General features: G+C 67.5%; 6 protein-coding genes. All 6 read right to left on the minus strand.

The annotated features are described in order from the left end of the window. Nucleotides 1–653: alpha/beta fold hydrolase (locus ACN269_RS32625; protein WP_421476866.1), on the minus strand; the 653-nt coding region annotated here is incomplete at its 3' end. Continuing rightward, nucleotides 653–1,576 (minus strand): alpha/beta fold hydrolase, encoded by a 924-nt coding sequence (locus tag ACN269_RS32630; RefSeq protein ID WP_421476868.1) that lies wholly within the window; start codon nt 1,574–1,576, stop codon nt 653–655. The genes ACN269_RS32625 and ACN269_RS32630, both read right to left, overlap by 1 nt. Further along, nucleotides 1,555–2,385, minus strand: a complete 831-nt coding sequence (locus ACN269_RS32635; RefSeq protein WP_421476870.1) for an alpha/beta hydrolase — start codon at nt 2,383–2,385, stop codon at nt 1,555–1,557. Before ACN269_RS32635 ends, ACN269_RS32630 begins: the two co-directional genes overlap by 22 nt. Next, nucleotides 2,372–3,805 carry a wax ester/triacylglycerol synthase domain-containing protein gene (locus tag ACN269_RS32640; RefSeq protein WP_421476871.1) on the minus strand — a complete coding sequence of 478 codons (1,434 nt, stop codon included), beginning with the start codon at nt 3,803–3,805 and terminating at the stop codon, nt 2,372–2,374. Before ACN269_RS32640 ends, ACN269_RS32635 begins: the two co-directional genes overlap by 14 nt. Further along, entirely contained in the window at nt 3,802–4,548 is a 747-nt protein-coding gene (locus ACN269_RS32645) for a lysophospholipid acyltransferase family protein (RefSeq protein WP_421476872.1), read from the minus strand. The genes ACN269_RS32640 and ACN269_RS32645 overlap by 4 nt, the downstream gene beginning before the upstream one ends. Beyond that, nucleotides 4,545–6,462 (minus strand): glycerol-3-phosphate 1-O-acyltransferase (locus ACN269_RS32650; RefSeq protein ID WP_421476874.1); only part of this gene is annotated, 1,918 nt, incomplete at its 5' end. The genes ACN269_RS32645 and ACN269_RS32650, both read right to left, overlap by 4 nt.

Raw genomic sequence — 6,462 nt, forward strand, 5'->3', positions numbered from 1 at the left:
TCCAACGTTTCCACATACCCCGGCGAGGCCATGCCCGGGATGATCTGCATCGCAAGCGCCGTCGTCAGCGTTCGCCGGTCGTGCACCGCCGCGAAGAACAGTGCGGATCGCAACCATCGTCTGCGCGCAACCGTTCTGGCCACCCATGGCACCGCGAATGCGGTGTTGAAGATCCGAAGGCCGGTAACGATGAATCGGAGTCGAGGTGCACTCAGGGTCGCCCCGCCGGCGTTCGTGAGCAGCAATCCCGAGACCCGGTCGGGATGATCACACGCGACCCGTAGTGACACCAGACCGCCCATCGAATGACCCACCACGACAGCCTCGGACAGGCCGAGGTGATCGAGTAGCCCAATGACCGTCGCGACATGCTCGCCGAATACGTCGCCGGCACCGATCCGTTCGGATTCGCCGAAACCAGGTAGGTCCACAGCGATGATTCGACCGTGTTCTGCCAGCAGGGGAAGGGTGCGCAGCCACCACCGCCAGGATCCCCCTTGCCCGTGGATCAGGATGACCGCGGGGCCCCGTCCCAGGTCCGCGTAGCGGATGCGCCGTCCGCGGACCGTCGCCTGCTGGACATGGGCTGCCCAGTCGATTGATTGCCAAACCCGGTCCTGCTCCGCCAGGTGGTCGGCTCCGCGCGACGGCATCACTTCTCCTCCTGATACTTCTCATCAAGGGACCTGACTTCCGCCAGGAACTCAATCAACAGGGCGTTGAACACCTCCGGTTGCTCGAACATCGGATGGTGCCCGGCGTCCGGCATGATTTCCCACCGCGCCCCGGGTATCGCATCAGCAACGTCTTCCAGCGACGCCACCGGGACGAGTCGGTCGCGGCCACCGCCGACGATCAGCGTCGGACATGTGATCGACCCGGCGTCGTGGCGCCGGATTTCCCGAAATGCCGCGCGCAGGGCTGCGGCCGTCCCCGGAGACCGAACGCCCACGGAGACCATTTCGGCAGCCAACTCGCGCGAGACGACTGCTGGATCGTGCACGATCCGGCTGAGCAGGAATCGGCGCAGCGGGGCCACACTCATTCCCGTGCGCAGGGCCGGGACCAAAACCGGACCCGCACCCCGGTTCATCGCCGTGCCACCGACGGCAAGGCCTATCAGCACCAACTCGTGCGCCAATCGGGGCGGCCCACCACTGGCCACCAACACCAGGGCCGAAGTGCGGTCCTTCTGCCACGTGGCGAAGTTTCGCGCGATGACGCCGCCCAAGGAGTGACCGACGATCCGGACATCCTCGACTTCGAGCCGGTCGAGCAGTCGGCCGAGCACCGCGACGTAGTGGCGGATGGCCACCCGCCCGCCGAGCCCGGCCGATTCGCCGAACCCGGGTAGGTCCACGGCAATCACCCGATGGTCATCGGCCAGCGCGCGGACATTGCGGAACCACACCGACCAGGCCGCGGCCAGGCCATGCACCAGAACGACGGCCGGGCCGGCACCGATGTCGAGGTAGTGCACCTTGCGCCCGGCCAGCACCACCTCGTTGAGGTACGGCCGCCATGCCGAGTTCCGCCAGCTGTCAGCGCGTTCGGTCATGTACGCGCCTTGATCCATGCGACGACCTCGTCGAGGACCGCGTTCTTCTCGGGCTCGTTGAAGATCTCGTGGTAGAGCCCGGGGTAGATCGTCAGCGTCTTGTCGTCCGAGCCCGCCGCCGCATAGACCAGCCGGGCGCCGGCCGGGGTGGCCAGCACGTCCGCGTCGCCGTGCAGAACCAGGAGAGGCAGCTGTATCGCACCCAGCCGGGGCGTCACCCGCTCGGAGCTGGCGAGCAGTTCCGCCGGGGTGCGCACGGGGACCCGCCCCCGAAAGACCATCGGGTCGTTGTCATAGTCGCGGACCACAGCCGGGTCGCGGCTCACACCGCCGCTGTCGACCTTCATCAATCCCAGATTCGGGGCCAGCGCCGACAGCGACTTGGCCAGCACCGCCTGCAGTTTGGGGATACCGGAGACATCGATTCCGGTACCAGACAGCACCATACCGGCTAGGTCGTGTTCTCCCGAGGTCACGTACTCGAGCGCGACCATCGCGCCGAGACTGTGCGCGACCAGGAACATCGGTGTGCCGGCGTGCCGCTCGCCGGCCAGCCGAACCAGCCGGCCGAGGTCGTCGACCAACAGGGACATCCGCTCGATCTGTCCGGGACGCCCTCCCGAACGACCATGGCCGCGAAAGTCGAGCGCGTACCCCGCCAGCCCGGCCTCGTTGAGCCGAGCCGCCACGTGTGCATAACGGCCGCCGTGCTCCAACCCGCCGTGTGCGAGAACCACCACGGCACGCGGCACACCCCCGGGCAGCCATGCCCGCCAATAGAGCGAGATTCCGCCAGACCCGGGTAAGACCCCGTCAGCGGCGGCCATGTCCACCGTTCCGGCCCAAGTCCAGCACCTCGTCGAGTCCCTCGGTGATGCAGCTCCACAGCAGCTCGGGGTCCTCGAAAACTGCTCCGTCGCAGTTCATTCCGACGCAACACCGGCCGGCGTAGGAGCATAGGGCCGCCAGCATGGACACTGACGGCAACGGCGCGAGGACATACATTCCCTCGACTCGTGCGCCGGCCGCGTACACATGCTCGGTCAAACCGGGGAAGTTGCTGGCACTGAGCACCGGTCGCGGCATGGCGGCCTGGCGAACAGCGCTGAGCAGGGGAGACGGGATCCGGCTGAGCACCCCGGACAGCCCGCCCATGACATCGAGTGCCGGCTCCCCTCGTACTTTCCGAACCCTGGCCATGACGGCCTGCATGCGTGCCACGGGCTCACGGATACCCGCGGGTCCGGCGAACATCGCGCCGGCAAACCGGTTGCCGCCGGGCGGGTCGTCGGGCTTGCGGACCGAGAGCGGCATCGCCGTCGGGATATCGCCCAGGTCGATGCCCTTGACATCGTGGTAGCGCCCGATCCCGCCGAGCAGCGCGGCGACGTAGGCGTCGTTTACCGTGCCGCCCACCGTGTGGGCGGCGGCCTTGAGTTCGTCCAGCCCGCACTCGAGGATGCCGAACCGCCAGGTACGACCGGTTTGGCGGACCTGCAGCGGAGAGGGCGAGGTTCCTACCGGTGGCGAGAGGACCCGGCGCGCCGAATCCAGGTACTGCACCGTGCGACCCGGTGAGGCAAGCGCGCTCCCTATCGCGCCGAGCACATGTCGGCCGTGGCCGGGTAGCGAACGCACCCCGGAGATCAGGTCCGCCGCGGTCAGCGCCAGCGGATCGACACGCTCGGGGACGGCGAGCTCGGCGACCGGCTTGTCGGAAGAGGGTTCCGGACGGTTGCTGTGCAGACCGGCGAAGAGCTGGATTGCCGCCGCGCCGTCCATCAGACAGTGGTGCGCCTGCAGCAGATAGGCCGAACGTCCACCCGCCAAGTTCTCTACCAAAGTTCCGGTCCATAACGGCCGCGTGCGGTCCAACGGTGTCTCGCCGATCACCTGGGCCAGGTCGAGAAGCTCGCGCGTGCCGGCGGGCTCGGGCAGGCGCAGCCGGCGCAGGTGATAGTCGAGGTCGAAGTCGGGGTCGTCCGCCCAGGCGGGCGGACCTAGCGGCAGCGCGGGCTCGACCACCCGCTGACGCAGGCGCCGCACCATCGAGGCACCCCACACATGCGCGTTTCGGAACCGCTCCCAGTCCGGTGGCGAGTCCATCAGCTCCAGGACCACCCCGGTCGACGAGAACTCGGGATGTCGTTCGCCCCGCCACATGAGTGCCTCGAGGTCGTTCATGCGCGCATCGGTGCCCCACTGGGCGAGCGCTGCCCAACCCTCCTCGTTGGTGGGATGGCTCATGCCGTCTCCTGGGGCCAGTTCTCGAGGGCCTCGACAAAGCGTCGGCGTACCCGGGCCACGTCGTCGCGCGCCGTCTCGCTGCTCCAGCCTTCGGTTGAAATCGGCTCGAGCACAGCCACATCCACCACTCCCGGCCGGATGATCTTGGCCTTACCCGGCATCAACTCGTAGGCATTGCGCAGCACGACCGGCACGACCGGCACGCCCGCCGTACGCGCGACGTGGAAGGCGCCGGTTCGAAACTCGCCGAGCTCGCCGGTGTCGCTGCGAGTCCCTTCGGGCGCGACGAACACCGACAAGCCCGCCCGCAGCCGTTCGAGGAGCTGGGCCTGCGCGGTGCGGCCCTTGACGGGATCAGCTCTATCGACGAAGACAGCCTCGGTGGCTTGCCCCATCAGGAACGTGGGAGGCGAGTACTGCGCCTCCTTCTTGCCCAGCCCACTGAATCCTTGGCGGAGCAGCGCGCCGACAATCATCGCGTCCAACCCGCTCTGGTGATTCATGACGAACACCGCCGGCCGTTGTGCCCAGAGATTGTGTTCGCCGACCACCCGGACCCGCACACCGGCCACCGCCAGGAATGCCGGGAAGCCAAGAGTCAGGGCCAGGTCATTGCCGAGACGACGGTCGCCGCGCAGCAGCCCGACCCCCAAGCCGAGGCCCAGGCCGACGTTGAGCGCGCCGACCGCCCCGACCGTACCCAGAACGGCCCGCAGATCCATCCCGTCCGATTGCCCAGTCATCGAAACTCCTCCGGCCCTGCGCTGTCCAAGCCGTCCGAGGCGGCCAAGTCGCGCATGCTCTCCAGCCGGCCCAGTAGCTCTGCGAGCTCGGCGGCGAACTCGCGCCGCCGTCTGGCGAGTTCCTCGCCACCCGGCCCCAGGAGGCCCCGGTGAGCCGCCACCTTGAGAGCAGTGCGGAACACCTCGGTGGAGATCGAATCGGAGCTGCGCAGGCGCCGCTGCATACGCCGCTGCCGGGCGAACCCCAAACACTCTGTCACAAAGGTGTTTTCGTCGATGGGTTTCGCAGGTGGATGGACAGCGAGCCGGTCGGCGGTAACGAAGTAGGCCTCGATGAACGAGTGCAGTGCCCGGTGCGCCAGATGCGGACGAGCGCTGGCGAGAATGTGTTTGGCGGAGCCCGGCTCGCTGAGTTTCGATGCCCAGTCGGCTTCGATCAGCGTCAGCTCGATCTCCAGGTTGTGCCGAAACTCGGCCTTGTCCGGGAAGAAGAACTCGAACTTCAGCAGATCGCGCAGCCGCAGAGCCTCGTCCCAGGCCTCACTTTCCCGCGTGATGCGGCCGTCGGCCACCGCGGCCAGCACCAATTCCACGATGGCGCGATTTACGAGCATGTGCACAATGCTGTTGCGGTAGAAGGCAGCGTCGAGGTGGCGGTCCGGGGAGATTCCCCACACCGGCACCAATCCCCCGTCGAAGCGGACGACCACTCCCTCCTCGGTCAGCCAGTCGAGCACATGGCGCAGCTCGCCCGCGGTCCGGAGGCCACCTGTCACCGGCAACTCGCGGCGGTCGAAGTAACAGAGGAATGGTGCGACGATGGCCTCGATTTCACTCAACGTCAACGCCCGGTCGTCGACACCCAGCAGCGCCAGTGTCACCAGCGCGGTCGCCGTCACGGGTGTGGCCTGGTTGATCCGATGGCAGACTTCGAACGCCACCTTCTCGACACGATGTCGCCGCGCCTCACCGTTCCCTTCCTCCCCTGGGCCCAGCGCCTGCCGTAGCGAAAGCGGTTCACCGATACCGACGTGCACCCGCCCGAACCCGCGTCCGGTGGAGCGCGGGTAGTTGAGCAGCCACGTGATGCTCTCGGGTTTCTTGGCCCCGCCGCGCTGCTCGGCGGTCAATGACGACACCTCGGGCAACCCGTCGTACAGGATCGACATCGGAACGAGGTATGCGTCGGCGCTCTCGTCAAGCTGGTCGAAGGCGTCGACCAGGTAGGTCAGCAACCCGAACTTCGGCGGCCGCAACTTGCCGGTACGGGTGCGACCCCCCTCGATGTACCACTCCAGGTTGAGCCGTTTGAGCATCAGGTACCCGAGATACTCGCGCAGGACGAACTTGTACACCGGATCGTCGCCGATGCTGCGGCGCAGCACGATGTTGCCGGTGCGGCGGACCCAATCCCCCATCGGCCACCAAGCCATGTTGTTACCGGCAAAACAGTGATTGGCGGGGAACCCGTGTGACAGCAGCGTGGACCGTACAACGAAGGGGTCGAGGTACGACCTGTGGTTGGGCAGAAAAACCAGGCTGTGGCGGCGGTTGAGTTCGCGCAACCCGGCGAGCCGATCCTCGTCGACCTCGAGCGTGTACGCCCGCATCAGCATCCGCCCGAATCGCTCGAAGGAGTCGATGGCCAACCGGCTGTGCGCGGCGGCCATTTCCTGCAGGTACGCCGAGCTGAGCTCGGCGATCTGCTGGGGGCGACGCCCGGTCCGCTCGGCCAGTTGCTTGGCCCCGGCGGCGAAGCTTCGGCTGGCCCGCACCTCCTGCGGCACCAGGCGAGGTAGCTTGTAACGCCCGGTGACGGCGGCGCGTTCGGCGCGGCCAAGCGCCAGCTCGGCCTGCCGCCGGACAAAGGCGGCCAGGGAGTCCGCCCCGCCGGTGCGCTGCTCGAAGCGACGT

Source organism: Micromonospora sp. WMMD736 (assembly GCF_049179015.1).
In the GTDB taxonomy this organism is placed as follows: Bacteria; Actinomycetota; Actinomycetes; order Mycobacteriales; family Micromonosporaceae; genus Micromonospora.

Excerpts from the sequence above, each read along its gene's own strand:
- ACN269_RS32630 (WP_421476868.1), bottom strand. The coding sequence starts at position 1,576 with ATGGATCAAGGCGCGTACATGACCGAACGCGCTGACAGCTGGCGGAAC.
- ACN269_RS32635 (WP_421476870.1), bottom strand. The coding sequence starts at position 2,385 with ATGGCCGCCGCTGACGGGGTCTTACCCGGGTCTGGCGGAATCTCGCTC.
- ACN269_RS32640 (WP_421476871.1), bottom strand. The coding sequence starts at position 3,805 with ATGAGCCATCCCACCAACGAGGAGGGTTGGGCAGCGCTCGCCCAGTGG.
- ACN269_RS32645 (WP_421476872.1), bottom strand. The coding sequence starts at position 4,548 with ATGACTGGGCAATCGGACGGGATGGATCTGCGGGCCGTTCTGGGTACG.